The sequence below is a fragment of the Dialister succinatiphilus genome, assembly GCF_928721695.1.
Classification (GTDB): Bacteria; Bacillota; Negativicutes; order Veillonellales; family Dialisteraceae; genus Dialister; species Dialister succinatiphilus.
In genome coordinates, this window is sequence record NZ_OV788641.1 from 1,815,215 (window position 1) to 1,841,672 (window position 26,458).

A 26,458-nucleotide genomic window follows, 5' to 3' on the forward strand; every position below is an offset into this window, starting at 1 on the left:
ATTGACAGTATGAAGAAGAAGACCACTTCCGCCAGACGGCGGACCCATGATGGATCTAAGAATTATGAAATATCAGGCATCGTTATCTTCTGCTTTGGCATTTTTGCTTTCATCAGCCTTTTTGGTGGAGGCACCGGTATTATGGGGAAATGGGTGAGCGACGGCATTCATTTCCTTTTTGGCCTGGCAGCACCGGCAGCGGCACTGTTTCTGGTCCTGTTCGGCGCCCGGTATGCCCTGGCATCCCGGGGAATCTCCATGAGCCGGAGAAATGTGCTTCTGGCTGTTCTGTGCGTCCTTTTCCTCTGTCTGGTACATCATTACTATGTGCCTAAAGGCAGGGAAATGGAAATTTCTGAAATTCTTTCCTATGGCGGCATTATCGGAGGGAGCCTTACCTCTTTCTTCCATCTGGCTTTAGGAGAAATCGGAACCACTATCCTCCTCCTTGGATTCATGGTGGTGGATGTTCTCCTCCTGACCCACTGGTCCCTGTCCAGGGGAGCGGAAAAGGTGGGCACCAAAGCCCAGAAAATCGGTGCAAAAACCGGGGAGAGACTGGGCGGCATGGCCCAGAAAATCCGGGATAAAAAGGCAGCTCTGGATGCCGCCCGTTCTGCTGCCCGGCTGGAGGAACTGAAGGATAAGCCGACTGAATTTATCTTCAAGAAGAAAAAGAAAGAGGAACCGGAAGTAGAAGAAGTAACGGAAGAGGCACAGCCTCAGGATCCAACGCTTTTGGAAGAATCGGCTTCGGAAAAACCTCAGGGAGAAGCCATAGAAGAAGGGGCGGTAAAGGAAACTCCTCCGGACACGACGGAAGAAGAGGAGAGGGAACCGGCAGATGAGGAAATGATGCCGCCTCCGGTGCCTCTTCCTGAAAGTGAAGAACCGGAAGAGGAGGAGATGGCAGGGGAGATGGAAGAGGACCCCGAAATTCCAGGGGAGGAAACGCCTTCATCTCCAACGGCAGAAGAAGGAATGCCTTCCCGCCCACCGGTGACAGGCATTGTGAAGAAGGAGTATAAATTTCCGCCCCTGTCCCTGCTGCATACGGACCATGCCAAAGGGGAGAGTCAGAGCGATGTAGCTAAAAATGCATCCATTATCGAATCTACTCTGAAGAGCTTCGGCGTCATGGCCCGTGTTATCCATGCCAGTGTAGGTCCCACGGTGACCAGGTTTGAACTTCGGCCGGAGGTGGGAGTCCGGGTAAGCAGGATTGAAGGCCTTTCCAATGAGCTGGCCATGGCCCTGGCAGCCACCCATATCCGCATTGAAGCGCCCATTCCCGGCAAGTCGGCGGTGGGCATTGAAATCCCGAATTCCCGGTCCGCTTCTGTTCCTTTAAGGGATGTACTTGACAGCAGCGAATTTAAAAATGGGAAAGGTCACATTCTGGTGGCCCTGGGTAAGGATATTACGGGGAAGCCGGTAGTCACAGACCTTTCTAAAATGCCTCATCTGCTCATCGCCGGATCTACGGGTTCCGGTAAATCGGTGTGCATTAATTCCATTATTACCAGCATTATTTACCACAGCCGTCCGGAGGATGTGAAGCTGATGCTCATTGATCCGAAGGTGGTGGAGCTTTCCGTGTACAATGGCATTCCTCATCTGCGCACGGAGGTTATTACCAATATGAAGAAGGCCGAAGGCGCTCTGAACTGGGCTGTCCGGGAAATGGAAGCGCGCTACCAGCTCTTTGCCGGGGCCAGGGTCAGAAATATTGAAGGATATAATAAACAGAACCCGGATAAGAAAATGCCCTATATTCTTATCATAGTAGATGAATTTGCAGACCTTATGAACGTGGCGGCCAAGGAAGTGGAAGTGCTGATTCAGCGTCTCACCCAGAAGGCCCGGGCTGCCGGCATTCATCTTATCCTGGCTACCCAGCGGCCTTCGGCCGATGTGATTACAGGAGTTATCAAATCCAATATTCCCAGCCGTATTGCCTTCATGGTGGAATCAGCGCTGAACTCCCGCATCATCCTTGATGAAGGAGGTGCAGAAACCCTTCTTGGAAAGGGGGACATGCTCTTTAAACAGGCCGGGGCTCTGACCACAGTCCGTATTCAGGGTGCTTTCATTTCCGATGAGGAAGTGGAGGCAGTGGTGGATTATGTAAGAAAAGAATGTATGGAACAGGAAAAGGCGCCGGTCACATATGAACCTATAGACCTGTCGGTACCGGAAAAGAATGAAAGCAGTGGGGCGGAGGAGGAAGAAGAGCAGGACAGCCTTTTGGAAGAAGCGGCAGAATGGGTGCTTGATACGAAGAGGGCATCCGTATCCGCGTTGCAGCGTCGCTTCCGCATCGGCTATACCAGGGCAGGAAGGCTTATGGATTCCATGGAGCGCCTTGGTATCGTTGGACCTGCCGAAGGAGCCAAGCCCCGGGATATCCTCATGGATAAACTAAAGGCCCGGGATCTCTTCGAACAGATGAAAAACGGCGGTCCCACAGAACCTGAAAAAGCAGAGACTGAAAAAGACGGGGCCCAGGCAGGCAGGGAAAGCGCCGGCTGAAGGGCGCCCTTATCATCCCTGTAAAATGGGTTCTGTGAATGAGCCTATACTACTATTGATATGATATAATTCTGCAAGAGGTGGTTCCATGAAACGACTGGCTTCTGTTTTTCTATTTTTACTGATGGCAGCTCTTGCGTTCTTCGGAATTCTCCGCTTCGCCCGGCAGCAGGCGGAAGTGAAGGCGGAAAAATTGCATCCCTCCGAGTATGTGACGGTATATACGGATATGCCAAAGGGCATGCTGGAATCTCTTGGCAATGATTTCTTCCAGGAAAGCGGACTGAAGATGAATGTGGTGTATTTGTCCAAATCCCAGCTTCAGAGCAGGCAGGATGCCAGTGATACGCCGGCGGCGGATTTGTATATTACATCCCAGGATTCTCTCATGAAGATGAAAAAGGAAAATATGCTTGTTCCCTATGCTTCCGCCCAGACCGACACGGCGCTGAATCTTTTCAAAGATGAAGAATGCTACTGGACAGGCCTTTGGGTAGATCCCGTGGTGTTTGCGGTGAACGAGGACTATGTCAGGAAGCATCCGGCTTTTTCCTATAGCTGGAATGAGGTGCTTACCAGGAATTCCCTGCGACTTTCCATGACCGATTTCGTTGCTGCCGATATGGCGGAGGATCTCCTCATGTGTCTGGCTGAGCACTTCGGCATCGGGGAGACCTTTTCCCTTCTGGGTAAAGCCCAGAACCATATCGTTCAGTACGGAAAATACCTGTCCACGCCTTCCCGCATGGCAGGCATGGGAAAGTGCGATATCGGTATTTCCGGTCTGAATGAGGCTGTCCGCAGCCGTCAGGAAAAACTTCCGGTGGTCATTATGTATCCGGAGGACGGATCCCCCTGGTACCTTTTCGGTGCCGGTATTTCTGCTGATGCTGCCTATCCGGGCAGAGCCCAGAAACTTTTGAACTGGCTTCTCACTTCTTCCGAATACAAGGCAAGAATGGAAGAAAACCAGTATTATTATGTATATGTCAATGATTTCAATATGGCACCGGACAGCGGCGGCCATTCCTTGGAATTCTGGAATCTGGAAAAAGTATATTTCGATGAAGGAAGAAAGGATCTCCTCACACAGTGGGGCGAGAAGATACGTTTTGGAGGTACGAACAGTTGAAAAAGAAACTTGGATTTATAAGCCTGGGATGTTCCAAAAACCTGGTGGACACGGAAATGATGGTAGGTATTATGGAAAAGGCAGGCTACGAGCTCACTGAGGATTTATCCGAAGCACAGGTAATTATTATCAATACCTGTACCTTTATCGACCCCGCCAAAGAGGAATCGGTGGAGACTATTTTGAAGGCGGCGGAATACAAGAAAACAGGAAAATGTGAAAAACTGGTGGCCGCCGGTTGTCTGACCCAGCAGTATAAAGAAGCGCTGGGAAAGGAAATCCCTGAAGTTGATGTATTTATTGGTACCGATTCCTGGCAGCACATTCTGGACGCGGTGAATGAATCCTATGAAAAGGATGAAAAGGTGTATAGCTTTGATACCAATCCCTGCGCCAATGAGGAACTCATTCCAAGGCAGACCCTGACACCAAAGTACTCCGCCTATGTGAAAATTGCAGAAGGCTGCAGCAATGGCTGCACATTCTGCTACATTCCCTATGTGAGAGGACCCATGCACAGTCGTTCCATTCCTTCCATTGTTCATGAGGTGAGAAGACTGGCTGCTGAGGGCACCCGAGAATTCAACCTCATTGCCCAGGACCTTTCCTGCTATGGCAGGGATTTGAAGAACGGAACAAACCTGGCCGCCCTTCTTCGGGAGCTGGTAAAGATTGAAGGGGTGAAATGGATCCGTCTGTTCTATTTGTATCCCACTTATTTTGACGATGAGCTGCTGGACGTGATTTTGAAGGAAGATAAAATCTGCAAGTACGTGGACATTCCTCTCCAGCATATCAGCGATTCCGTGCTGCAGCGCATGCACAGAAGGGATTCTTCTGCAAGCATCAGAACCCTGCTTCACAAGCTTCGGGCCGCTTCCCCCAGAATGACTATCCGTACCACCCTCATGGTGGGTTTCCCGGGAGAAACGGAGGAAGATTTCAAAGAGCTCTGTGATTTCATCAGGGAAGTCCGCTTTGATGACATGGGAGCCTTCAAATTCTCTCCCCAGGATGGCACTCCGGCGGCCAGAATGACCGACCAGATTGAAGAAGAAGTAAAAGAAAACCGGTACCATGAACTCATGGCCATTCAGGCGGGAATTTCTGAAGAAAACAACGAAGACCTCATCGGCGTGGAAACAGAAGCCCTGGTGGAAGAACTGGTGGACGATGGAGAAGGTCACACGCAGGCAAAAGGCCGCACCGCCTTCCAGGCACCGGAAGTAGACGGCAGCGTGTATATTGACAATCCGGGAGATTTGAAACCCGGTGATTTTGTAAAGGTTAAAATCGTAGACGGCTACGCCTATGACCTCATTGCGGAAAGAATCTGACTTTCCAGGAAAATCTATGATTACTGAAATTATTACTACAGGGTCGGAGCTTCTTCTGGGAGAAATTGCTAATGAAAATGCCCAGTGGCTGGCTGCTTTCCTGAATGAGCATGGCTATACGGTGGCTTATATGACCGTAGTAGGGGATAATCCCCTACGCATGGAAGAAGCCTTCCGCCATGCCCTTACTCGGGCGGACCTTGTCATTACCTCCGGCGGTCTTGGCTCAACTTTGGGAGATATTACGAAAAAGGCAGGCGCCCGGGCGATGAATCTTCCCTTTGTTCGGATAGAAGAAGAATCGCGGCGGTTGAAACTATATTATGAGGAAAAACACCGGCCCTATCTTCCATCACTGGACCGACAGGCCTGGTTTGCCAAAGGTGCTCGCCTGTTCTTTAATGAAGCAGGATCGGCCAGCGGCTGTGCCGTAGAAAAAGGCGGCAAAATCCTTATCCATCTTCCGGGACCGCCCTTCGAAATGAAGACCATGATGAGGAACCATGTCATGCCCTGGCTCACCGAAAAGCTGGGTTCCCAGGGTATCATCCGCTCCCTTGTCCTTTCTGCCGTTCATATGACAGAAGCGGAAATTGAAGAGAAAATAGGGGACCTTCTCCGCAGTCAGTCCAATCCCACCATTGCCCTTCTGGCAAGGCCCGGATATGTGGCCGTGCGGGTCACCGCCAAAGGAGCAGATGAGAAGGAAACCATGGACCTCATCGAAAAAACGGCGGTCGAAATCGAAAAAAGGATGCCCCTTTCAAGATATCATCTGGAAGGAGATGTGCTCAACGATTTGCATCATTTTCTTCTGGAGAACCACCTTTCCGTCAGTGCGGCAGAATCCTGTACCGGCGGCCTCATTGGAAAATTTCTGACTGACAATCCCGGAAGTTCTTCCTATTTCAAAGGAAGCGCCGTCACCTACTGGAACGAAGCAAAGGAAAAGGTTCTTTCTGTGAATAAAGATACCTTGCGTCAGCTCACGGCCGTGAGTGGCCCTGTGGCAAAAGAAATGGCGGAAGGCTCCCGTGCTCTTTATGGCAGCGATATAGCTGTTTCTACCACCGGCTATGCCGGCCCCGGCAAAGGGGAAAGAGGGGAGGATCCGGGTCTGGTGTATATCGGCGTTTCCGGTCCTCTGGGCACGGAGGTGCACAAAGAGCAGTTCTTCGGCTCTCGGAGAAGCGTGCGCTATGGCGCGGCGGAAAAGGCGCTGTACTATCTTCTGCAGTATGGGAAAAGGATGAAATCCTGATTTCCAGAAGCTTCCTGTATATAGTAAAATAAGAATAAAAGATACATAAGGAAAGTGAAAGATAGCTGCTTTCCCATTTCATAAGGAGGATTTCCATGGCAAATCAAACTGAATTAAGCCCGGAAAAGAAAAAGGCCCTTGAAAGCGCCATGCACCAGATTACAAAGGAGTTCGGTGCAGGCTCCATCATGCGTCTGGGGGATATGGGGGACAAGCTGGACATTGATGTCATTCCCACCGGCTCTCTGGCCCTTGATATCGCGGTCGGCGTAGGGGGATACCCCAGAGGCAGGGTCATTGAAATCTATGGTCCTGAATCATCCGGTAAAACGACCCTGGCTCTTCATGCCATTGCGGAAGCCCAGAAACTGGGTGGCGTGGCAGCCTTCATCGATGCGGAACACGCCCTGGACCCCATGTATGCTCATCATCTGGGCGTAGATACGAAGGACCTTTTGATTTCCCAGCCGGACAGCGGCGAACAGGCCCTTTCCATCTGTGAATCCCTGGTACGGAGCGGCGCTGTGGATATCGTAGTCATCGACTCCGTGGCAGCTCTCGTTCCGAAGCAGGAAATCGAAGGGGACATCAGTGACCAGTCCGTAGGCCTTCAGGCTCGTCTCATGAGTAAGGCTCTTCGCAAACTGACTGGCATTATCAGCAAATCCAGAACCATCGTTATTTTCATCAACCAGATCCGCGAAAAGGTGGGAGTTATGTTCGGTAATCCGGAAACCACCACTGGCGGCAGGGCTCTGAAATTCTACGCTTCCATGCGTATTGAAATCAGAAGGGCTGAAGCCATCAAGAGCGGAACTGAAGTGATCGGCAACCGGACCCGGGCTAAAGTAGTGAAGAACAAGGTGGCGCCGCCTTTCAAAGTGGCTGAATTTGATATTATGTACGGCGAAGGGATTTCCAAGGAAGGCACCCTTTTGGATATTGCGGTGAATATGGATATTATCCAAAAGAGCGGCGCCTGGTATTCCTATAAAGGAAACCGCATCAGCCAGGGCAGGGAAGCGGCCAAGACTTATCTGAAGGAACATCCTGATGTGGCGCAGGAAATCGACAAGATTATCCGAGACACCCTGGTAGTAGAACCGGATCATTTCGAAGATGGCGTATTATCAGAACAGGACGAAGAAAACTGAGAGGAGCTGCTATGAAGCAGCCCTTCATCTCCTGAAATATCGGGGCCAGAGTGAAATGGAAATGCGCCGGAAACTGAAGGAGCGGGGCTATGGGGAGAAAGATATCAAAGAGACCCTGAAAAAGCTTATGCATTACGGGTATGTGGATGATGAAAGTTTGGCGGAAGATGTGTTCCGGTCCTTCCGCAGCCGCCGCTGCTACGGCAATAACTACATCCTTCAGAAAATGAAGGCTCGGGGCCTTCCCTGTCCTTACCGCATTCCGGAAGAAGAGGAAAGGGACAACGCCTTTCGCGTCCTGGCCAGCAGGGCTAAAGTGATGCCTTCCATTTTGAAAAATTACAGAAAAGCGGCTGCCTTTCTGCTCAGAAGAGGATTTTCTTCATCGGTGATTCATTCCGCCCTGGCTGAAGCAGGAGTGGAGGATGAGTTTCCTAATTGGTAAAAGTCAAAAAGAAAAGTCAAAAATAAAAAATAAGAAGCCCTTTTTCTATCATAGGAAGAGGGCTTTTCTTATGCCTTAATAAGAATATGATTCTCAAATAATATAGATAAAACCGAAGAAAAATAATTCCAGACCGATAAAAAAAGAAAAGTAAAATTTTTTAATTTAACCTATTGACTATTTGACATTAAAGGAGTACAATAGATTCGAAAGTTGAGAGATGAAGGAAAGTGGTGAGTGCTAAATGAATAATACAATGTTATCAGACAGGATTGAAAAGTTTATCCTGGAAATGCTTGATAAAGAAACGAATGACCAGGTGCTCCTGAAGAGGAAAGATGTGGCAGATCTGTTAGAATGTGCCCCCTCTCAGGTCACCTACGTCATCAATACCAGGTTTTCTCCTGATGACCGGTTTGTTGTGGAGTCCAGAAGGGGAAGCGGGGGATACATCAAGATTTCACTGAAAAGTCAGAACCCGCCGCCACGGCGGGAAGCGCCTTCACCAAACCGCGTGGGAAAAAGCAGCCAAAAGAGCAGTCCTAAAGACAATCCCAACAGCATAGAAGCCATTGAGAACGGATTGGACGGCTATTACCGCATGCTTGTTGATTATGACATTATTTCCAATCAGGAATACCGATTGATTTGTGCAATGACCCATACCATGCTGGAATATTGTCCTGAAAGCCACCGCAGGGAGGCAGCCAAGACTATGATTCACCGCGTCGAATGGGCTTTGAAAGGAGAATGAACTATGCTTTGTGATCGCTGTCATGGAAGAGAAGCAGTTGTCCATGTGACACAGATCGTCAATGGACATAGAACAGAAAGACACCTGTGCAGGGAATGCGCAGCCAGGGAAAACCTGGTGAATAACTCCATGGGTTTCTTTGGCCATGATTTATTCAGAAACAGTTTTGATACCTTTTTCAACGACGGTTTTATGGATTCCCTTTTCCGCCCTGCCAGAACGGCTATCGAAAACCTGTCCTGCCCGGAATGCGGAAAGACCTATCATGATTTCAAAAAAGACGGCCTGCTGGGCTGCCCGGGATGCTATGAAGCATTCCGCGAAAAACTCCGCCCCGCATTTCAGCATATGCAGGGAGCTCACCGCTACGAAGGCGATGAACCGAAGAAAGCGGAAGTGAAGGAAGAATCGCCGGAGCTCACAGACCTGAGAAACAAACTTTCCAAACTGGTGGCTGATGAGAATTATGAAGAGGCTGCCAAAGTGCGGGATGAAATCCATAAACTGGAAGAGGAAGGGAAAGGAGGTACATCCAAATGACCCTTCAGGAAATATTGGGAAATGAGCTTCCACGGTGGGCCCAGATTTCTAAGGATGATCCGGTCATCTTTACTAGGCTTGCCCTTTTCAGAAATATAAAGAGTACCCGTTTCCCCTCCATGCTTCAAGGCTCCGAAAAGGCAAAAGCGGCGGGAAAGCTGGATGAAGCGGTGAGATATATTAATGATCACGGCTTCGGGCCCTTTATCCCCTATAGCATGGAATCCCTGAATGAAGAGGAAAGGAATGTACTTTCAGAAAAAGGGTTCCTGCCGGAAGAGGGTAGGCTCCTGGATGGAAACAGCCGGCTCTATCTCAATGAAGACGGAAGTCTGGCCATCAGGACCAATGTCCATGACCACTTGGCCTTTCTGGGGTTTTCCGGAGGCAATACTGTGTTCAGTCTCTGGAAAAGGACGGCGCGCCTAGCCGACGAAGCATCGGATATTCTGGACTACGCCTTTGATAAGGAATTCGGATATCTCACTGCGTCGCCCCAGTTCACAGGCTCAGGGATGAAGATGGTCTCCCTTCTGTTCCTGCCGGGATTTGCCCTGCACGATAGAATCGGAAGCCTTTCCGAATTTCTGGAACTCCGTGGTTTCCACCTGTCACCGGCGGCGGGAAAAGCCGACGGGCGCCTGCCCTTCTACCTTCTGGAAAACACCAGGTCTCTGGGCATCCGGGAAGTGGACTACGTGTCGGAGCTGGATAAAATCCTTCAGGAAATTACGGAAGAAGAGAAAAAACTCTGGAAGGACACCTTCCAAAGCTCGGAGGAAGAACTTCGGGACCGCATCTGGCGAGCCCTGGGCACCCTGAAATATGCAAGACGCATGACTAGGGAAGAAGCCCTTTATCTCTCAGGTCTCATCCGCATGGGCATTAATGCGGACATGATTCCCGATGAAGACGGCCTCACATTTTACCGTCTATATTCCCTGATTCCCGACAGTCAGGTGGCGCTCATCAGCCACACCGCGCCGGATGACCGGACTGCTATGGAAAAGTGGAGATCCGCACTTCTGCGGGATGTGCTCAAAAACCTGTAAGAAAAAACCATTTGAAATGGTAAATACTCTGCTGTGAATCAGCTTTATCGTATATATTCATATATCAAATAGTAGTAAAAGTAGAAAACTCTGAAAAAAAGGAGGAGTTATTATGGAAGATAGATTTACTGACGGCGTGAAAAACGCCTGGAAATTTGCCGCTTCCGAAGCTGCCAAACTGGGCAGCGACTATATTGGCACGGAACATCTTCTTCTGGGCATTGCCCATGAAAAAGACAGTGCCGGTGGCAAGATTCTGAATTCCTTGGGCGTCACTGTGGATGCCGTGGAGCAGCTGCTCTCCCAGTACAGCCAGGGCCGGTCTCTTTTCAGCACCGGTGAAGTCTATGCAGCACCCCGCACCAAGAGAGTGCTGGAAATGGCAGTGGAAGAAGCCAATGAACTGGGAAATTCCTACGTAGGTACAGAACACCTGCTTCTGGCTATTCTTCATGAAGGCGGCGGCCTGGCTGTCCGTATTCTGGAAAGTTTCGGCGTTACCCAGGATAAACTGCAGAAAGCCTTTGAGAAAGTACTGTCTGAAGACAGCGGCAAATCTGATAAATCTGTGAATCTGGGCGATTTGGACGGCTTTGCAGTGGACCTCAACGAAAAAGCAAAACAGGGCAAAATCGATCCGGTCATCGGCAGAAACGATGAAATCAATCGGGTAATCCAGATTCTGTCCCGCCGTAACAAGAATAACCCTGTTCTCATCGGTGAACCGGGCGTTGGTAAAACGGCCATTGCTGAAGGTCTGGCTCAGCGCATTGTCAATAACGATGTACCGGAAATCCTTAAGAACTGTCATATCATTTCCCTTAACATGTCCTCCGTGGTGGCAGGTACCAAGTACAGAGGCGAATTTGAGGAAAGACTGAAAAAAGTCATTGATGAAGTGAAGAAACACAAAGACTGGATCCTCTTTGTAGATGAACTGCACACCCTGGTAGGCGCAGGTTCCAGCGAAGGCTCCATGGATGCTGCCAACATTATGAAACCGGCACTGGCAAGAGGCGAGCTGCGCTGCATCGGTGCCACCACTTTGAAAGAATACAAGAAATACATTGAAAAAGATGCCGCTTTGGAGCGTCGTTTCCAACCTGTCAAAGTGGGCGAACCGACTCCGAAGGACACTCTGGAAATCCTGAAAGGCCTCCGCGACCGCTATGAAGCCTTCCATAAAGCCAAAATTACCGATGAAGCACTGAAAGCGGCAGTAGAACTTTCGGGCCGTTATATTACCGATCGTTTTCAGCCTGATAAAGCAATCGACGTTATCGATGAAGCCGCTGCCAAAGTCCGCATGGAAGCATCCTCTACGCCGGAAGGACTGAAAAAGAAAGAAGAAGCCCTGGAATCGGTAAACAAAGAAAAGGAAGCTGCCGTTTCTGCCCAGGACTTTGAAAAAGCAGCCATTTACCGGGATCAGGCAAAGAAACTGCAGACTGAAATCGATACCCTGAAGAAAGACTGGAAAGGCGGAGACCACGATCATCTGACTGTCACAGAAGAAGATGTGGCAGAAGTGGTATCCAAATGGACCGGCGTTCCGGTGCAGAACCTGAAGAAGAGCGACTCCGAACGGCTGCTCCATCTGGAAGACGAACTCCATAAGAGAGTCATCGGCCAGGACGAAGCTGTCCATGCCGTAGCCACTGCCATTCGTCGGGCAAGGGCCGGCATGAAGGACCCGAAGCGTCCTATCGGCTCCTTCCTCTTCCTGGGCACCACCGGTGTAGGCAAGACTGAACTGGCACGGGCACTGGCAGAGTGTATGTTCGGTAGTGAAAAGAACATGATTCGCTTCGATATGTCTGAATACATGGAGAAACACGAAGTCTCCCGTCTTGTGGGTGCACCTCCAGGATATGTAGGCTATGAAGAAGGGGGTCAGCTCACCGATGCGGTACGCCGTAATCCTTACAGCGTCATCCTCTTCGATGAAGTTGAAAAAGCCCACATGGACTTCTTCAACATCCTCCTGCAGGTTCTTGACGATGGCCGTCTGACTGATGGTCAGGGCAGGACCGTGGATTTCACCAACTGTGTCATCATCATGACCAGTAACCTGGGGTCCAATTTCCTGAAAGGCCATATGGGCAAGAAACTGGGCTTCTCCTCCGGCGAAAAGGAAGAAAAAGAAGAATCCTTCGAAGATATCAGAAAGATGATTATGGACGAAGTGAAACGGACTTTCCGTCCGGAATTCATTAACAGAATCGATGAAATCATCGTATTCCATCCGCTCACTCCGGAAAACCTCTCTGAAATCGTAGATCTCATGCTGAAGAAAGTAGCAGGCAAACTGGAACGCTTCCATGTATCCCTGGACGTTTCCGACGAAGCCAAGAAGGTCATCATTGCCGACGGTACCGATGTGGAATACGGTGCTCGTCCGCTGAAGAGGACCATCCAGAAAGAAATGGAAGATCCTATTTCCGAACTTATCCTGCAGGACGGACTGAAAGATAAGAAGGTCCTCCATGTAGGTAAAGATGAAAAAGGCAAACTCACCTTTAAAGCGGAATAATCCCATGAGGGGAATGTAGTATAATGGAGCTGTGCATCACGCACGGCTCCATTTTTTGTTTTGTTTTTGAATAGGAGCCACAGAGATTGGGCGTCTCGCCAATATATGCTGATTTGGGCGGTTTCAAACGGCGTCCAAGAGGAAATACCGCCCCTTTGAGCTCTTTGGACCCTATGGATTCTGAAACCGGGGACTGCGAGGGATCCCGGGGGCCCACATTCCATGGAAGAATCTGTTTCTTCCCATCACGAAGGAGAACTTTATGAGCAGCAAGGTACATACGAAATACATATGCTCCAACTGCGGAGCGGAAACTTTGAAGTGGATGGGGCGTTGTCCCCAGTGCGGGGAGTGGAATACGCTGGAGGAGCGGGTAGAAACGATGGCGCCTAAGAGCTTGGGGCCTTCTCTTTCTGCCAATCTGCAGAGCAATGCCAAACCACAGAAGCTTTCAGCCATTCATTTCAACGGAGACAAACGCATTCTTCTACATATGAATGAAGTGGACCGTCCTCTGGGTGGCGGCATTGTGAAAGGATCCGTCATTCTTTGGGGCGGCGAGCCGGGCATCGGTAAATCCACCCTCATTCTCCAGATCTGCCATGCCATGGCTTCCCAGGGGGAGAGCGTGCTTTACTGCAGCGGCGAGGAGTCGGAAATCCAGGTGAAGCTTCGGGCGGAAAGGCTTCATGTGAATGACGAAAACTGCTATATCTATGCCGGCAGCAGCATTGACGGCATTTTGCAGGAAGCGGAGAACCTGAAGCCTTCCATGCTGGTTATCGATTCCATTCAGACCATGTATATTTCAGGCGTGGATTCCCCCATGGGAAGTCCTGCCCAGATTCGGGACTGCACCTCGGCGCTGGTCCGTTTTGCGAAAAGAACCAATATTTCCGTCATGATTGTGGGCCATGTGACGAAGGAAGGAAATCTGGCGGGCCCCCGCATTCTGGAGCACATGGTGGACGTGGTGTTTTATCTGGAAGGGGACAGGAGCTACCAGTTTCGAGTGCTCCGCACAGTGAAGAACCGATTTGGCTCCACAGGGGAGTCAGGCCTCTTTGTGATGGAAGGAAACGGACTCAAAGGCATTGAGGACCCATCAAAATACATGCTTAGAAACCGCAGCGAATCAGCGCCGGGCTCCATGGTGGTGGCATGCATGGAAGGCCTTCGGCCGGTGCTGGTGGAAATGCAGGCGCTCACGGTGCACTCGGTGCTTGCCATTCCCAGAAGAATTGCTGCCGGATACGACTATAACCGCATGATCATTCTTCTGGCGGTACTGGAAAAAAGGGTCCGTATTCCCTTTTCCTCTGATGATGTGTACCTTAACGTGGCAGGCGGCTTTCGGGTCAGGGAAACAGCGGCAGACCTGGGCATTGCCCTGGCTCTGGTATCGGTGAAAAAGGACATTCCCCTGCCGGGAGGACTCATGGCTTTAGGGGAAATCGGCCTCACCGGTGAAGTGATGCCGGTTTCTAAAATCGGTCCCCGTTTGAAGGAAGCGGTAAAAATGAAATTCGACCGGTTCCTCCTGCCAGAAGGAAACAGGGAGGAAGTGACAGATTTCTGCAAAAGTCATGGCCTCACCGGTATGTTGAACTCCATGGTCTTCATCAGGCATCTGTCGGAAGCGTTGGAGTATATACGGTGACACGCTTTTTGAGGGGATATGAAGTGTGCTCGGGTTCTGCCCGTCATGCCCTTTCTGCCTGCCCTCTTTCATTTCATAGAGGAAATCCCTTCCCGAATGTGATAAAATATAAAGGAAATTAGTATGCTGCATTGGACAGTTATGAAATTGGGAAGAAATTGACAGAAGAGAAGACTGGTGGCACCGGACTTCAAGGATTGAATTTGGTAGAAACGAGGGAAGTGCAGGCATGAAGAGAAGACTGTGCGTTCTGCTGTTGACAGGCGTGCTTGCTTTGGGGACAGCAGGAATTTCACATGCAGATTATATGATCGGCTCCCAGGGGCCGGAGGTGCGGAACCTGCAGAAAAGGCTCAATGTATATGGCTTTAAGGTCAAGGCTGATGGGAATTTCAATGTGGCTACCTGCAATGCAGTGAAGAAGTTCCAGCGGCGGAAGCATCTTTCCGCTGATGGCATTGTAGGTCCCGTGACTTATAAAGCACTCATGGGTAAGACCATGTACAGGGCAAAGGCAGACAAGCCATCCGGCAGGGGAAATGCGTCTATCCCTTATGTAGGCATCGACGATTCCCGGGTGGAATGGCATAAGGCAGGACCGGTGAGTGATACGGTCCGCGCCATTACCGATGAAGCGCAGAAGTATGTAGGTGTACCTTACCAGTTTGGAGGAACCACGCCCAGCGGCTTTGACTGCTCCGGCTTTATCCAGTATGTCTTCAACAGGAAGGGCATTATCCTTCCCCGAGGTGCTGACGAGCAGTACCTGTCGGGCAGAAAGATTTCAGTGAATGCACTGGAACCGGGGGATTTGGTTTTCTTCAATACCTATGAAGAAGGTGTTTCCCATTCGGGGCTTTACCTGGGGGATGGCTATTTCATCAGTGCCACCAGCAGCCGGGGCGTGGCTGTAGCCACCATGAAGAACGGTTACTGGCATGACCGGTATGTAGGCGCCAACAGGGTGCTTTGATAGAAAAATGAAACCAATGAGGGCTGTAAAGAAATATGATTCATATTTCCTACAGCCCTTTGTACATACTGAGGTGATGGAATGAGAATTGCAATGCTGCAGATGGATGTGGCAGAGGGAGATAAGGAGAGAAATATCCGCCACGGCTTTGACCTTTTGGAGGAGGCGGCATCATCAGCGGATGTACTGGTGATGCCGGAGCTCTGGACCATCGGGTACAATTTCCATGATTTTAAGAATCGGGTAACCAGGGTCAATGATGGTCTGCTGGACCGCCTTTCCTCTTTTGCCGCCTATCACCATGTGACGCTGGAAGCGGGCACCCTGCCCATTGAAAAAGAGGGGATTGTGAAAAATACGGGACTCCTTTTTGGCCCTGACGGAAGAATCCAGGCTCATTACAGTAAAAGGCACCTTTTTTATGGTTACCTGGAAGCCCAGCTCATGGCGCCGGGCACTCATCTGATGGATACGGCCATTGGCGGTGTCCGGACGGGCATGGCCGTATGTTATGAATTTTATTTTCCCAAAATGTGGAGAAAAATGGCCAAGGCCGGTACTACCCTGGTGCTGGCTCCCGCCTCCTGGCCCCGGGTCCATCTATCCCAGTGGGACGTACTTACCAGGGCCAGGGCCATTGAGAACGGCATGTGCATCTGCGCCGTCAACATGGTAGGCACCTATCACGGCGTGCAGCTGGGCGGCCATTCCCGATTCATTGATCCTGTGGGAAACCTGGAAGTGGAAGGGAATCTGGAAGAGCATATTTATTATGCAAACTATGATGAGGTGAAATATAAAAACCTGGGAAAGCAGCTGGCTGTAATCCGGTTGGAAAAGGAAATCGGGCAGTGAGGGGACGGAGCGCCCCTGAACCTGAAAGATTCAGAGGCTGCAGAAGGGCGCGTCAACCTTCGGAAATACCGATAAAAGCCTCACATAAATCTAAATCATAAACAAATATCTATTTGCATGGACTGTGCCAGTCATATATAATGAAGAACACAACTACATTAAGGGGGTTTATCATGAAGGGCAATGATATTCGTGAATCATATCTTTCATTTTTTGAAAATCAAAAAGGCCATCTGAGATTGAAGAGCTTCTCTCTGATCCCGAAAGATGACCCCAGTCTTCTTTTAATCGGTGCAGGCATGGCGCCGCTGAAGCCTTACTTTACAGGCAAGGTGGAACCGCCGCGTCATCGTGTCACCACCAGCCAGAAGTGCATCCGCACCGGCGATATTGAAAACGTAGGCCATACAGCCCGCCACCATACTTTCTTTGAAATGCTGGGGAACTTCTCCTTTGGCGACTATTTCAAGAAAGAAGCCATCAGCTGGGCCTGGGAATTCCTGACAGAAGTTTTGAAACTGGACCAGTCCCGCCTGTATGTCACCATTTATCCCGATGACCATGAGGCCCATGATTACTGGCACAAGATGGTCGGCCTGCCGGAAAACCATATTTATCCGCTGTCCGATAACTTCTGGGAAATCGGGGAAGGTCCCTGCGGCCCGGACTCTGAAATTTTCTACGACCAGGGCGAAGAATTCGGCACGGACCCGGAAAACCAGATGGGTGGCGACGGCGATCGCTTCCTGGAAATCTGGAACCTGGTTTTCTCCCAGTATGACCGCCAGAAAGACGGCTCCTACCTGCCTCTGGCTAAGAAGAATATTGATACCGGCGCCGGCCTTGAACGTCTGGCTGCCGTGCTTCAGAAGAAAAAGAATAATTTTGAAACAGATCTTTTCTTCCCAATTATCGAAGAAGCCGCTGCTTTGTCCGGCGTGCCCTATGGCCAGAGCGCCCAGGGAGATGTGGCTCTGAAGGTAATTTCCGACCATGCCAGAGCCATTACCAATATGATTGCCGACGGCATCCTTCCTTCCAATGAAGGCAGGGGCTATGTGCTCCGCAGAATCCTGCGCCGGGCTGTCCGTTTCGGAAAGCTTCTGGGTATTCAGGACGCTTTCATCGGCCAGATGATCGACGTAGTCATCAACATGATGAAACCGGCCTATCCGGAACTGGTGGACAAGCAGGCCTTTATTAAGAAAGTGGCTGGCGTAGAGGAAGACCGCTTCCATTCCACCCTCAATGCAGGCACGGATCTTCTTTCCGAAATGCTGGAAGATACAAAGAAGAAGCAGGGCACTGTCCTTTCCGGGGATAAGGTGTTCAAGCTGTATGATACCTACGGCTTCCCCTGGGAACTGACCGATGAAATTGCCAAGGAACAGGGCCTCACCATTGATAAGGAAGGCTTTGAAGCATCCATGGCAGAACAGAAGGAAAGAGCCAGAGCTGCCAGAGCCAAGGTTTCCGCCAAGGTGGCTACTCCGGACACTACCAAACTGGATGCAGCAAGCCTGACTACCGAAGACAGGGATGGAGAAACAAAACTTCTCCTTCTCGGTAAAGAAGGCAAAGAAATCAAAGAAGCTGCAGACGGCACCGAAGTGACTGTAATCCTTCAGAATAATCCATTCCATGCAGAAGGCGGCGGTCAGGTCGGCGACACCGGCACCATTACCGGCGCTGAAGGCGTAATTGACGTAGAAGATACAAAGAAACTTCCTGACGGCATTATGTACGTTATCGGCACTGTCCGTGAAGGCACCATTTCCGAGGGAGATACGGTGAAAGCAGTGGTGGATCGGGACAGAAGAGAAGATCTGGCCAGAAACCACACAGGCACCCATATGCTGCAGGCAGCGCTCCGTGAAGTGCTGGGCGGACAGGTCAACCAGGCTGGATCCCTGGTGCTCCCTGACAGGCTCCGTTTCGATTTCACCTGGCCTGAACCTCTTTCTTCCAAACAGCTTTCCGCTGTAGAAGAAGCGGTAAACCGTGAAATCCTTCATGCCCTTCCGGTAAATATCACAGAAATGCCTCTGGAAGAAGCCAAGAAATCGGGAGCCATGGCACTGTTCGGTGAAAAATACGGCTCCATAGTCCGCGTTGTTTCCGTAGGAGATTTCAGTAAGGAACTCTGCGGCGGCAGCCATGTAGGAAATTCCGGCGAACTGGGTTCTTTCCGCATTATCAGCGAAGGCGGCATCGGTTCCGGTCTGCGCCGCATCGAAGCAGTCACAGGCAAAAAGGCCTATGAAATGATGAAGGCTGACCGGGCGCTTCTTGAAAACTCCGCAGCCCTTCTGAAGGGAAAGGTGGAAAACATTCCGGAAAAGATTGAAAAACTCCTTTCCGAAGTGAAGGACTTGGAAAAACAGCTGGAAGCCATGAAGAAGCAGCAGACAAAGGATGAACTTGGTTCCATCATGCAGAACATCCAGGAAAAGAAGGGTGTTCCCTTCTTCGGTGCTGTGGTGCATGCGGATAATATGGACGACCTCAGAAAAGCCGCAGATGTGGTAAAAGCCAAACTGACCGGCGGCGCCTTCATTCTTGGCACCGTATCCGGCGACAAGGTGAATCTGGTGGGCATGGCTTCTCCGGAAGCGGTGAAAGCCGGCGTCCATATGGGCAAAGTAGTTTCCAAAGCAGCCAAAGTATGCGGCGGCGGCGGTGGCGGCAAACCGGCAGTAGCGCAGGCCGGCGGCCGTGATACATCGAAGCTGGAAGAAGCAGTCAGCGCAGGCGTTGCGGCTATTGCTGACATGCTTGGTTAAGGAGGGATATATATGTCAGTCTCTGATGAAACGATTTTGTTTAATACCAATGCTGATGAAGGAGAAAATCGGCAGGCAGCCATGGTTCTGCAGGAAGTTTATGCGGCTTTGAAAGAAGCAGGGCATAATCCTACGGTACAGCTTGTAGGATATCTTGTTTCAGGGGAGCCGACATATATTACCAGCCGCCATGACGCCAGAAGGCTTATTTCCGGCATCGAAAGAGATGAACTGGTGGAAGAACTGGTCCGTTTTTACGTAAAGCACAAGGGCCTCTGATATGAGGATCATGAGTCTTGACGTAGGCTCCGTCACCATTGGCGTGGCAGTGAGTGACCTCTTCGGCTGGACAGCTCAGGGCCTGGAAACCATCCGCCATACCACCAGGGAAGCGGATTTCAAAAGGCTCCGGCAGCTTACTGACCAGTACCAGGTGGAAGAATTCGTCATCGGTCTGCCCCTGAATATGGATGGCACCCGGGGAATCCGGGTGGAAAGGACCGAAGCTTTCGCCGAAGAACTGGCTAAGGCCTTTCCGGACATTCCCTATCACTTCTGGGACGAAAGGCTTACCACCGTGATGGCCCAGAAACAGCTCATCGCTGCCGACGTGAGCCGGAAGAAACGAAAGAAAGTCATAGATAAAATGGCAGCTGTGGCCATCCTGGAAGGATATCTGCAGCATCTTTCATTGAAAAACAGAGGATAAACCTATGACCGACAAAAAAGAAGACCCCATCATTATTACCATCACCGGTCCCGACGGCGATGAAAGGGACTACGTGCAGGACACGGTGATTCCCTTTGCGGGGAAAGAATTCGCCGTGCTTGTGTCCATTCCTGAAAAGGAAGACTCCGAAGAAGAGCCGGACATCATCCTGGCCAGAATCGACAGGGACGAAAATGGCGAAGCAGTATACCTGCCGCCTACGGACGAGGAATATGATGCGGTGGCGGACATTTACGACGCCATGTAAGAGATCAGGCAAAGAGAACTGCGGCTTACCCTGCCGCAGTTCTTTTGTGCTTATATATGTGATAGAATAGGAAGAAAGCGCTCTTGATGACACGCCCTGTCAGGCGTGAAGGGCGGGCTGCTTCACTGCGGCGGTTGTCAGTATTTTCGCATGCGAAAGGGGGAGCGCTTTTGGCGCCCGGGTTCTATCGTTCCCGTGCTCGTTCCTGTGCTGATGTACTAGTAAGGGTGGCCGCAGAGCGGGCACAATATGAGCCTCAAGCCAAGCCTCACCATTCATTGATGCATGTGACCGCCCCTTCCGTCTTGCTGCGTTTACCCCGAAAGGGGGCAGGCAAAACGGAGGAGAGGAGAGCGCCCCGATAAAACTGGCGGCGGAGCCGCCACCACCCTCTGAATCCTTTGAACTTTCGGGACCAAAGGGCCGGTCCATCTTAAGAACCTTACCTTTTAAACTAGAGTCTGGAAACTCCAGAGACATATACAAGGAGGACTTATGGGTAAACATTTTTCTTTTATCCATTGTGCTGATCTTCATCTGGGAGAACCGTTCCGCGATATCCGCATGGGAAGCAGCGGTCCCTGGAATGAACAGATAGGAAAGGCTACGTTTAAAGCCTTTGAAAAAGTGGTGGATGCAGCGCTGGAGAACCGTGTGGACGCCATTCTCATATCCGGCGACGTGTACAACGGGGATCACCACAGCTTGTCCGCCCAGATGGCCTTTGCCCGGGAACTGTACCGGGCAGCCCAGGGAGGCATTGAAATTTTTATGGTCCACGGGAACCATGATCCCGGCGAAGCCTGGCGCGCGGACATTCCGCTGCCGGAAACAGTCCATATTTTTCCGGCTGATCAGGTGACTTCCATTCCCCTGATGAAGGATGGGGAGAAGGCAGCCACTATTTATGGGATTTCCTATAAAACCCGGCATGTGAAGGAAAATCTGGCCAAAGAGTTTCATCGGGAAAAGGATGACGGCTTTGCCATCGGCATGCTGCATACCGACATGGGCGGCGCTGATTCACCCTATGCGCCCTGCACGGCGGATGACCTGAAGGCAGTAGGCATGGATTACTGGGCTCTGGGCCATGTACATACAAGAAAGACCGTTTCCACCTCTCCTTACATTGTGTATCCCGGAAATACCCAGGGTCTGTCCCTTCGGGAAATCGGACCCAGGGGCTGCTATCTGGTGGATGTAGGGGCCTATGGTACGGTGACTTTGAAGTTTATTGAAACCGACACCATCCGCTGGATGGATATGACTATGGATATTTCTGCCTATTCCCAGACAGAAGAGCTGATTTCCGCGGTGACGAAAAGGCGGAGCGGTTTGAAGGAACTGACAGGAAGGCCTAATATCATCCGTCTGGTGTGCACCGGCAGCGGCCCTCTTCATGCCGTACTCTCCAGCGAGGACGGCAGGGATTTCATTCTTCAGTCTTTGAACGACAAGGAACAGTTCCGATATCTCTTCGCCTGGTTCGTGCGCCTGGAAGATCGGACCCGCACGTCTATCGATCTGAAGGAGCGAAGGGAACTGCCTGATGTGACCGGCAATTTTCTCAAAGCCTACGATGCTTTGAATGACCTTCCGGTGGATAAGAAAAAGGAAGAGCTCCGTACCATGGCGGAAAGCCAGCCGGAATTTGTGAAATATAAAAAACTGCTCCATTCCCTTCCCGACGAAAGTCTGCTCCGGTCCTTCCGGAAAGCAGAATTTTTGGGAGCGGAAATGCTGACGAAAGAGGAGGAAAAATGAAGATTACCGATCTCCAGCTCCAGCAGTACGGCATTTACCATGATGCCTCCTGGCAGCCTTCCCAAACCTCTCTTAACATTGTGATGGGGGAGAACGAAAGCGGTAAGACCACCATGCTCCGTTTCATCCGGGACATGCTCTTCGGCTATGGCCGGGGCAAATGGCAGGGACGGAAAGGAAATATGGGATTCATCCGCTCCGACGGCCAGACTTATCGGGTATACCGTAATGAAAAAGAGCAGTGGTTTGAAAACGCAAACCATGTGAAATTTACGGAAGACCTGCCTGCCGCCTGGTGGCATGGTCTTAACCGGTCCATTTATGAAAAAATTTTCGCCGTAGGCCTGGAAGACCTGCAGGGAGCCAATTTCCTGGCCAATGATCGTGTGAGAAGCCGTTTCTTTATGCTCCAGGGCGGCGACAAGCTGGCAGCGGCCAAGGCGGAACTGGAAGAAGAAAAGGCCAAGCTCTTTTCAGGAAGCCCCCAGGGAAAGCGGAAAATCAACCAGCTGGCCGCCGATTTGGAAGAAGCGGAAAAAGAACTGGACGGCCTGTCCAATCAGGAAAAGGAATTTTCCGACCTCCAGCGCAGGCAGGAGGAAATGAAAAAGCAGGCTTCTGCCCTCAAGCAGCAGCTGGACAGGGACAACGAAGAAAACGACCGCCTGGAAAAAAGGCTGGGCGCATGGAAATACTACCAGCAGGCAGTAAACGTGAAACACCAGCTGGACCTGTCTTCCCAGGTCACCATGTTCCCGTCCAACGGTAAGGAACAGTGGAACCAGCTCATGAACCGCATGAAGGTCATCCATGACCAGAAGGAATCGCTCCAGGAAAAACTGGACGCCTACAAGCCCGTAAAGAAAGAGGAAATCATCCCCTGGATGGGCGTGGAAAACGAACTGGAAAAGCTGTATGTGGACCTGGGCCAGTGGCGGCAGACCCTTTCAGATGCGGAAAACATGGAAAAGGAAAAAGCAGACTGGCGCATGGATTTCGTCAATCTGGGCTATTCCCTTCCCCTCTGGGACCGCCCTTTAAGTTTGGACAAACCCTGCGCCAGCGTGGACTGGGAAGAAGGACGCCGCCTTGCCGGTAGCCTGGGCGTCCGGAACAATGAACTCCATTTCTGGGAGCAGCGGGAACCGGAAGTGGAAAAACTCTCGGGCGACCTGGTCCTTCCAAAACAGGAAGAATCGGAGTCGGACTGGCAGAAAATCGAATCCATGGCCGCTGAACTGGAGCAGGTGCTCCACGAGGAAGCGGACATACAGTCCGAAATAGATGATATCAGCGGCAGAGAAGATAAGAAATATACGCCCTGGCTGTGGATGAGCCTTGTGCTCCTTCTGGCAGCGGCCGCAGGCATTGCCGCCTTCTACACCGCCAGAGCCGGAGTGGCTGCTATGTACGGTTCTGCCGGTGCTGCTGTCCTGGCCATCCTTTCTTACGTTCTCCACAGCCATGTGGTCCATAAAAAAGGAAATACCCTGGAAAAACTGGCTTCCCGGAAAGACGAACTGGAAGCATCCCGCCAAAAGATCAGCGAAAAATTCCCCGGCCAGGCGCCGAAAACAGTGGATGAACTCAAGGCCTTCCACAATCTCATGCAGGAAAAACGATCCGGCTTCTACAAGGATCAGGCCAAAAGACAGGCCATTTCCTGGAAAAAGGAAACCATTCGGAAACAGGAACAGCAGCATAAAAACTGGGAAGAAGAAGGCAGCATCCTTACAGAAAAAAGGGATAAGGCCGAAAAAGCCTGGAATAACTGGCTTTCTGAAAACAGCCTTCCCCGGACGGGAGCGGAAAACCTGTCTGCTCTCCAGGAACAGTGGCAGAAAATTTACTCTGCCGAAGGGAAAGGGAAAATCATGGACCTCCGGCTGGAACAGATCGATGCCAAACTGGACGCCTTTGCTGAAAGGGCCCAGTCCATCATCGCTGCCACGAAACTTCCCTATGCCGTCAATCCCGACAGCATAGCCGACATTTACGAAGAAAACCACCGCCGAAGCCTGGAGTGGGAAGCGCTGCAGGAAAAGAACAACCAGCACGCCGCCTACGAAAAGGAAATGGCCAAACTGGACGAAGGCTGGGCCTCCTGCCAGCGTGAAATGGATACACTGCTGAACCTGGTCCACGCCAGAAACGCGGAAGAATTTGCAGAAAAAGTGAACGCCCACGAACACCATGACCAGATTGCCAAGGAATGGGAAAGAGTAAAACAGGACCTCCGCATGTATGCTGGCGGGGAAGAAGAATTCGAAACCCTTTGGCATGCCCTGGAAACAGGCCAGTACGACCAGTGGATGGAAAAACATAACGAACTTTCCAGAAAAGTAGAAGAAGAAACAAAAGAACTGGGCGAACTCCAGAGAAGCCAGGGCGCCATTGACAACGAAATCTTCCGCCTGGCAGGAGACGATTCTATGACCGCAGCGCTGCAGAAAAAAGAAAAAATCGAAGCAGAACTGCAGTCGGCTCTGGAAGAATGGCTCACCCTCATGTATACTGAAGAACTTCTGACCCGGGCCCAGTCCATTTACGAATCGGGCCGGCAGCCGGAAATCATGAAAATGGCCAACGAATTCCTGAAAGACATGACCATGGGGAAATACGCCCTTCATATTTCTGACAACGGAAAGGACATTTATATCGAAGACAGCATGCACGGCGTAAAGACAGAAAAAATCTGGTCCTCCGGCACCGGAGACCAGGTTTATCTTGCCATCCGCCTGGCCATGGCTCTCTCCTTTGGAGAGCACATTGAACCGCTGCCCATCGTTCTGGACGATATCTTCGTCCGCTTCGATGAAAAACGGCAGCGTGAAACCCTCCGCTTCCTCATGGACCTGGGCAAAAAACAGCAGATTTTCCTCTTCACCTGCCATGAAAGAACCATGCACATTGCAGAAGAAGTAGGATATGAAAAGGGAACAGGAGAGTTCATCCATCTGTCTGCCGGACAGATCGAGCAGGTAGGGCAGTAGAGGTATCAAACGTCAGAAGGTTGTATTCCCGGACCCAAGAGGGGGCTTCTTAGGCGCCACCGTCATACATCACTGATGGCACAAGGGTAAGCACGTAACGTCAGGCTCCTTCTTTGGACGGCAATTCTGCGTAGAATTCCAAGTCGGGCAAAGTTGGCCCTCACAGAATGATTATGATACTCGATGTGGACGTGACCGCCGAAAGGCGGCATTATAATACTCATCGCCCGAGAGGGCGATACCACCACCCTCTGAACCTTTTGAACCTTTTGAACCTTCTGAACCTTTTGAACCTTCTGAACCTTTTGAACCTTCTGAACCTTTTGAACCTTCTGAACCTTCACACCGAAGGTGTGTCCAAAGGCGAAGCCGCCACCACAACCCTCGGCCCAGGGGGGGGTCTAACCCCTGAACCCCGGGTCCCAAAAGCCTATCCATCCAAAGAACCCTCATCGCCCGCAAAGGCGATGCAGAAAGAAGGTATCCTATTGAACACAGAAAAAACAGTTTCTGCCGGCAGAAAGAAGAAGAAGCTCCATATTGAATTTCTTCGCGCTCTCTGCATCTGGCTGGTTATGTTTACCCATACATCGACTGCTGGCTTTTCTTTATATATTGAGAGGCCCGCTTCATTTTTCTATCCTCTCTATCTGGCTGTGCCTTTCTGGGTGAAGACGGCGGTGCCCATTTTCTTTATGATTTCCGGCGCCCTTCTTCTGGGAAAAGAGGAGCCGATCTCTACCATCTGGAAGAAGAGGATATGGCGGTTCCTGCAGGTGATTTTTGTATTTTCCCTGATTAACTATGTGTGGTTCTACCATAACCTGCCCCTGTCCATTCCCGGACACATAGCCAAGTTCTTTACCCTTCTCTACACGTCGGACCTGGCTACGGCCTACTATTTCCTATATATCTATATTTCATTCCTCCTCATGCTTCCCATCTGGAGGAAGCTGGTGAAAGTACTGGATGAGAAGCTTTATCTGTACCTCATCGGTCTGAACCTGTTCTTTGTGGGTGTGATGCCCATGGTGTCTTTCCTCATTTTCAAGGGGAGCGCGGAAATGAATTATTTCCTGAATCCTCTCCTGGCGGTGAGCGAGCCTACTTTTTACTTCCTCATGGGCTACTGGATTGAAAACGTGCTGCCTCAGAGCTGGCTGACGAAAAGGAATCTGGTGAAACTGGGAATCGCTGCTCTCCTCGGTACTGCAGCCGCCGGCGCCATGACCTGGTACCACGGCATCGCAGCGGGGGGGATGACCGAGGCCATTTCCGAACGGTTCTACGATTCCTTCCTCTTCTTGAATACCGCTTTTGTCTTCTGCACCTGCCGCTGGTGGTTCAGCACTCATCATGTGTCGGAAAAGGCGGGTAAGGCGCTGGTATTCTTTGGCAGCATGTCCTTCGGCGTCATGCTTTTTGAAGAAATTACAAGAAATCTGACCCACGTAATTTACACCCATATTCTTTTGAAATATATGTATCGTATTCCTTTCATTGATGCGGTAATATGGATTTCCATGGCCTATGCTCTGGGCGTTGTGATTACCTGGGGACTGAAGAAGATACCTTACTTTGCCCGCCTTATATAGGGAAGCACTGATTAATTCATAGAGTTTTCTTTTATAAGAATTTTTATGCACTGTTTCGTCATGGGCTTCCTTAAATAGCTCGCTATTCGCGTCAGCCCATTCCTCACATTGCATAAAA

20 protein-coding genes are annotated in these 26,458 nt (G+C 50.7%); all 20 read left to right on the forward strand.

Annotation, left to right across the window (positions count from 1 at the left end; all coding sequences use genetic code 11):
- Positions 1-9: 9 nt before the first annotated feature.
- The 20 genes from NW747_RS07570 (at position 10) to NW747_RS07665 (ending at position 26,340) form a co-directional block, all read left to right on the forward strand.
- Entirely contained in the window at positions 10-2,532 is a 2,523-nt protein-coding gene (locus tag NW747_RS07570; protein ID WP_273186498.1) for an FtsK/SpoIIIE family DNA translocase, read from the forward strand.
- A gap of 88 nt (positions 2,533-2,620) precedes the next feature.
- A complete protein-coding gene (locus tag NW747_RS07575) occupies positions 2,621-3,664 on the forward strand; it encodes an ABC transporter substrate-binding protein (RefSeq protein ID WP_273186500.1) in 1,044 nt (347 codons plus the stop codon).
- A complete protein-coding gene (gene rimO, locus NW747_RS07580; protein WP_273186501.1) occupies positions 3,661-5,001 on the forward strand; it encodes a 30S ribosomal protein S12 methylthiotransferase RimO in 1,341 nt (446 codons plus the stop codon). The genes NW747_RS07575 and rimO overlap by 4 nt, the downstream gene beginning before the upstream one ends.
- Before the next feature lie 16 nt (positions 5,002-5,017).
- Complete coding sequence (locus NW747_RS07585) at positions 5,018-6,262, forward strand: competence/damage-inducible protein A (protein ID WP_273186503.1); 1,245 nt, start codon at positions 5,018-5,020, stop codon at positions 6,260-6,262.
- 95 nt (positions 6,263-6,357) lie between these two features.
- The gene (recA, locus tag NW747_RS07590) at positions 6,358-7,416 is read left to right on the forward strand and encodes a recombinase RecA (RefSeq protein ID WP_008859243.1); all 1,059 of its coding nucleotides are present in this window, start codon (positions 6,358-6,360) and stop codon (positions 7,414-7,416) included.
- Positions 7,382-7,861, forward strand: a complete 480-nt coding sequence (locus tag NW747_RS07595; RefSeq protein ID WP_273186505.1) for a regulatory protein RecX — start codon at positions 7,382-7,384, stop codon at positions 7,859-7,861. Before recA ends, NW747_RS07595 begins: the two co-directional genes overlap by 35 nt.
- A gap of 244 nt (positions 7,862-8,105) precedes the next feature.
- Positions 8,106-8,615, forward strand: coding sequence for a CtsR family transcriptional regulator (locus tag NW747_RS07600; RefSeq protein ID WP_008859241.1), 510 nt, complete (start codon positions 8,106-8,108; stop codon positions 8,613-8,615).
- Between the two features lie 3 nt (positions 8,616-8,618).
- Complete coding sequence (locus tag NW747_RS07605) at positions 8,619-9,155, forward strand: UvrB/UvrC motif-containing protein (RefSeq protein WP_273186508.1); 537 nt, start codon at positions 8,619-8,621, stop codon at positions 9,153-9,155.
- The gene (locus NW747_RS07610) at positions 9,152-10,207 is read left to right on the forward strand and encodes a hypothetical protein (protein ID WP_273095111.1); all 1,056 of its coding nucleotides are present in this window, start codon (positions 9,152-9,154) and stop codon (positions 10,205-10,207) included. Before NW747_RS07605 ends, NW747_RS07610 begins: the two co-directional genes overlap by 4 nt.
- 112 nt (positions 10,208-10,319) lie before the next feature.
- Positions 10,320-12,740, forward strand: a complete 2,421-nt coding sequence (locus NW747_RS07615) for an ATP-dependent Clp protease ATP-binding subunit (protein WP_273186510.1) — start codon at positions 10,320-10,322, stop codon at positions 12,738-12,740.
- Between the two features lie 262 nt (positions 12,741-13,002).
- On the forward strand, positions 13,003-14,400 hold the full coding sequence (gene radA / locus NW747_RS07620) for a DNA repair protein RadA (protein ID WP_273186513.1): 1,398 nt from the start codon (positions 13,003-13,005) through the stop codon (positions 14,398-14,400).
- 229 nt (positions 14,401-14,629) lie between these two features.
- Positions 14,630-15,373, forward strand: a complete 744-nt coding sequence (locus NW747_RS07625; RefSeq protein WP_273186516.1) for a C40 family peptidase — start codon at positions 14,630-14,632, stop codon at positions 15,371-15,373.
- A gap of 81 nt (positions 15,374-15,454) precedes the next feature.
- Positions 15,455-16,228: a nitrilase-related carbon-nitrogen hydrolase gene (locus NW747_RS07630; protein ID WP_273186518.1), complete on the forward strand. Its 774-nt coding sequence runs from the start codon at positions 15,455-15,457 to the stop codon at positions 16,226-16,228.
- A 173-nt stretch (positions 16,229-16,401) separates the two neighbouring features.
- Positions 16,402-19,011: an alanine--tRNA ligase gene (gene alaS, locus NW747_RS07635; protein WP_273186520.1), complete on the forward strand. Its 2,610-nt coding sequence runs from the start codon at positions 16,402-16,404 to the stop codon at positions 19,009-19,011.
- Between the two features lie 12 nt (positions 19,012-19,023).
- Complete coding sequence (locus tag NW747_RS07640) at positions 19,024-19,290, forward strand: IreB family regulatory phosphoprotein (protein ID WP_008859233.1); 267 nt, start codon at positions 19,024-19,026, stop codon at positions 19,288-19,290.
- A 1-nt stretch (position 19,291) separates the two neighbouring features.
- Positions 19,292-19,720 carry a Holliday junction resolvase RuvX gene (gene ruvX / locus NW747_RS07645; RefSeq protein WP_008859232.1) on the forward strand — a complete coding sequence of 143 codons (429 nt, stop codon included), beginning with the start codon at positions 19,292-19,294 and terminating at the stop codon, positions 19,718-19,720.
- 4 nt (positions 19,721-19,724) lie between these two features.
- The gene (locus NW747_RS07650) at positions 19,725-19,988 is read left to right on the forward strand and encodes a DUF1292 domain-containing protein (protein ID WP_008859231.1); all 264 of its coding nucleotides are present in this window, start codon (positions 19,725-19,727) and stop codon (positions 19,986-19,988) included.
- 495 nt (positions 19,989-20,483) lie between these two features.
- Positions 20,484-21,752, forward strand: coding sequence for a metallophosphoesterase family protein (locus NW747_RS07655; protein WP_273186523.1), 1,269 nt, complete (start codon positions 20,484-20,486; stop codon positions 21,750-21,752).
- On the forward strand, positions 21,749-24,745 hold the full coding sequence (locus NW747_RS07660) for an AAA family ATPase (RefSeq protein ID WP_273186525.1): 2,997 nt from the start codon (positions 21,749-21,751) through the stop codon (positions 24,743-24,745). Before NW747_RS07655 ends, NW747_RS07660 begins: the two co-directional genes overlap by 4 nt.
- A 488-nt stretch (positions 24,746-25,233) precedes the next feature.
- Complete coding sequence (locus tag NW747_RS07665) at positions 25,234-26,340, forward strand: acyltransferase (RefSeq protein WP_040379872.1); 1,107 nt, start codon at positions 25,234-25,236, stop codon at positions 26,338-26,340.
- Positions 26,341-26,458 lie beyond the last annotated feature (118 nt).

What these genes read in the sequence shown, in the direction of transcription:
- NW747_RS07605 (WP_273186508.1), top strand. Translation starts at nt 8,619, where the DNA reads ATGCTTTGTGATCGCTGTCATGGAAGAGAAGCAGTTGTCCATGTGACA.
- NW747_RS07625 (WP_273186516.1), top strand. Translation starts at nt 14,630, where the DNA reads ATGAAGAGAAGACTGTGCGTTCTGCTGTTGACAGGCGTGCTTGCTTTG.
- NW747_RS07610 (WP_273095111.1), top strand. Translation starts at nt 9,152, where the DNA reads ATGACCCTTCAGGAAATATTGGGAAATGAGCTTCCACGGTGGGCCCAG.
- alaS (WP_273186520.1), top strand. Translation starts at nt 16,402, where the DNA reads ATGAAGGGCAATGATATTCGTGAATCATATCTTTCATTTTTTGAAAAT.
- NW747_RS07615 (WP_273186510.1), top strand. Translation starts at nt 10,320, where the DNA reads ATGGAAGATAGATTTACTGACGGCGTGAAAAACGCCTGGAAATTTGCC.
- ruvX (WP_008859232.1), top strand. Translation starts at nt 19,292, where the DNA reads ATGAGGATCATGAGTCTTGACGTAGGCTCCGTCACCATTGGCGTGGCA.
- NW747_RS07585 (WP_273186503.1), top strand. Translation starts at nt 5,018, where the DNA reads ATGATTACTGAAATTATTACTACAGGGTCGGAGCTTCTTCTGGGAGAA.
- NW747_RS07575 (WP_273186500.1), top strand. Translation starts at nt 2,621, where the DNA reads ATGAAACGACTGGCTTCTGTTTTTCTATTTTTACTGATGGCAGCTCTT.
- NW747_RS07630 (WP_273186518.1), top strand. Translation starts at nt 15,455, where the DNA reads ATGAGAATTGCAATGCTGCAGATGGATGTGGCAGAGGGAGATAAGGAG.
- NW747_RS07600 (WP_008859241.1), top strand. Translation starts at nt 8,106, where the DNA reads ATGAATAATACAATGTTATCAGACAGGATTGAAAAGTTTATCCTGGAA.
- NW747_RS07640 (WP_008859233.1), top strand. Translation starts at nt 19,024, where the DNA reads ATGTCAGTCTCTGATGAAACGATTTTGTTTAATACCAATGCTGATGAA.
- NW747_RS07660 (WP_273186525.1), top strand. Translation starts at nt 21,749, where the DNA reads ATGAAGATTACCGATCTCCAGCTCCAGCAGTACGGCATTTACCATGAT.
- recA (WP_008859243.1), top strand. Translation starts at nt 6,358, where the DNA reads ATGGCAAATCAAACTGAATTAAGCCCGGAAAAGAAAAAGGCCCTTGAA.
- NW747_RS07595 (WP_273186505.1), top strand. Translation starts at nt 7,382, where the DNA reads ATGGCGTATTATCAGAACAGGACGAAGAAAACTGAGAGGAGCTGCTAT.
- NW747_RS07650 (WP_008859231.1), top strand. Translation starts at nt 19,725, where the DNA reads ATGACCGACAAAAAAGAAGACCCCATCATTATTACCATCACCGGTCCC.
- radA (WP_273186513.1), top strand. Translation starts at nt 13,003, where the DNA reads ATGAGCAGCAAGGTACATACGAAATACATATGCTCCAACTGCGGAGCG.
- NW747_RS07570 (WP_273186498.1), top strand. Translation starts at nt 10, where the DNA reads ATGAAGAAGAAGACCACTTCCGCCAGACGGCGGACCCATGATGGATCT.
- NW747_RS07655 (WP_273186523.1), top strand. Translation starts at nt 20,484, where the DNA reads ATGGGTAAACATTTTTCTTTTATCCATTGTGCTGATCTTCATCTGGGA.